This is a genomic window from Leucobacter sp. M11 (assembly GCF_035726885.1).
Taxonomy (GTDB): Bacteria; Actinomycetota; Actinomycetes; order Actinomycetales; family Microbacteriaceae; genus JAPFRB01.
Genome location: NZ_JAPFRB010000003.1, coordinates 144,482 through 146,544, shown reverse-complemented (window position 1 = coordinate 146,544; position 2,063 = coordinate 144,482). Strand labels below are relative to the sequence as shown.

Sequence of the window (2,063 nt, the reverse complement as noted above, 5' to 3'; positions counted from 1 at the left end):
TTGGCCTGCGCGGGATGCGCGAACGCGTCGGCGCCGTCGGCGGCAGCCTCACCGCGCACCGACGCGAGCAGGGGGGCTTCCTCGTGCGCGCCTCCGTGCCGCTCAGCCCCACGCGCCCGCGAACCCCGCCCCCCGAAACCCCGCCCCCCACCGCAGAGGTCGTCCCCCAATGATTCGAGTCGTCCTCGTCGATGATCAGGCCTTGGTCCGATCCGGCTTCCGCATCATCCTGCAGTCCGAACCCGACATCGAGGTGGTCGGCGAGGCCGAGCACGGGGAGGACGCGCTCCGCCTCGTCGCCGAGCTCGCCCCCGACGTGGTCTGCATGGACGTGCAAATGCCCGTCATGGACGGGCTCGAAGCGGCCAGGCGGCTGCGCGACGGCGGCCCGCCGCGCCCCTCCGTGCTCATGCTGACGACCTTCGACCGCGACGAGGTGGTGCTGGAGGCGCTCGCCGCCGGGGCGAGCGGCTTCCTGCTGAAAACGGCCAGGGCCGAGCACCTGATTGACGCGGTGCGCGTGCTCGCGGCGGGGGAGGCGATGCTCTCACCCGACATCACCCGCACCGTGCTCGCGCAGCTGTCCGCCCAGGGCCTGCCGCCCCAGGGGGGAGGCCCGGGGGACGCCTCGCGGACCACAGCCGAGGCGGCCTCGGCTCGGATCGCGACCGAGGCGGGGCTCACGGAACGGGAGCGCGAGGTGCTGGGGCTTGCGGCGCAGGGCCTGTCGAACGCCGAGATCGCGGCTCGGCTCTTTGTCGGCGAGGCCACCGTGAAGAGCCACATGTCCGGGGTGTTGCAGAAGCTCGGGGTGCGCGACCGGATTCAGGCCGTCGTGTGGGCGTTCAACCGGGGGCTCGTGCGCCCGGCTCCCCCGCAGGGGGGAGCCGAGATCTAGCCCTCGGGGGGAGGCGTCCCCGGGTCGTGTTTCCTAGTCTGGAGTCAGACGACAACAGGAGGTACGCGATGCTCGAAGTGCGCGCGATCAATCGAAGCTTCGGAAGCCGGCAGGTGCTCCGCGAGGTGAGCTTCGCCGTCGGCGGGGGCCGGATGACCGGCTTCGTCGGCGGAAACGGGGCCGGGAAGACCACGACCATGCGGATCATCCTCGGGGTGCTCTCCTCGGACTCCGGGGAGGTGTTGCTGCACGGGAAGCCGATCACGCAGCGCGATCGCGCGGGCTTCGGGTACATGCCCGAGGAGCGCGGGCTCTACCCGAAGATGCGGGTGGGCGAGCAGTTGCAATACCTCGGCCGGCTGCACGGGATGACCGCCGCGGCGGCGAAGGCCAGCGCGGATGCCCTCATCGAGCGCCTCGGGCTGACCGAGCGGGCAAACGACACGGTGGAGAGCCTCTCGCTCGGCAATCAGCAGCGCGCGCAGATCGCCGCGGCGCTCGTGCACGACCCCGTGGCGCTCGTGCTCGATGAGCCCTTCTCCGGGCTGGATCCCCTCGCGGTCGAGGTGGTGCTCGGCGTGCTCAAGGACTTCGCCGCGAAGGGCGCTCCCGTCCTGTTCTCCTCGCACCAGCTCGACATCGTCGAGCGGCTCTGCGACGACGTCATCGTGATCGCGGACGGCTCGATTCGCGCCTCGGGCACCCGGGAGCAGTTGCGCGAGCAGCACTCCGGACTCACCTTCGAGCTGGAGGTCACCGGGGACGCGGGGTGGGTGCGCGACGTCCCCGGCATCGAGGTCACCCAGTTCGACGGCCCCTTCGTGCGCTTCGACGCGGCCGCCCCCGAGACGGCGCAGACCGTGCTCGCTCGCGCGGTCGCGGACGGTCCCGTCCGCCGCTTCGCCCCCGTCCAGCCCTCGCTCGCCCAGATCTTCAAGGAGGTCATCCAGTGACCACGCCAACCCCGCCCAGCACCGGATCCGCCGTCTGGCTCGTCGCCGAGCGCGAGATCAGCTCGAAGCTGCGCAGCAAGGCCTTCGTGGTCTCCGCGCTCATCCTGTTCGCGATGGTGCTCGCCGGAGTGCTCTTCAGCGGCTTCAGCGCCTCGAACGCCTCGAACGATCGGACCGAGGTCGCCGCGACCCCCGAGGTCGCCGCCCAGCTG

General features: G+C 71.5%; 2 protein-coding genes and 1 pseudogene. All 3 read left to right on the top strand.

Annotated elements, in window-relative coordinates:
* Nucleotides 1-169 precede the first annotated feature (169 nt).
* A complete protein-coding gene (locus OOT08_RS08955) occupies nt 170-898 on the top strand; it encodes a response regulator transcription factor (RefSeq protein ID WP_325092299.1) in 729 nt (242 codons plus the stop codon).
* 68 nt (nt 899-966) lie between these two features.
* Nucleotides 967-1,851 carry an ABC transporter ATP-binding protein gene (locus OOT08_RS08950; RefSeq protein ID WP_325092297.1) on the top strand — a complete coding sequence of 295 codons (885 nt, stop codon included), beginning with the start codon at nt 967-969 and terminating at the stop codon, nt 1,849-1,851.
* Nucleotides 1,848-2,063: pseudogene (locus tag OOT08_RS08945) on the top strand (ABC transporter permease); the annotation flags it as partial. The gene OOT08_RS08950 and the pseudogene OOT08_RS08945, both read left to right, overlap by 4 nt.

What these genes read in the sequence shown, in the direction of transcription:
- OOT08_RS08955 (WP_325092299.1), top strand. Translation starts at nt 170, where the DNA reads ATGATTCGAGTCGTCCTCGTCGATGATCAGGCCTTGGTCCGATCCGGC.
- OOT08_RS08950 (WP_325092297.1), top strand. Translation starts at nt 967, where the DNA reads ATGCTCGAAGTGCGCGCGATCAATCGAAGCTTCGGAAGCCGGCAGGTG.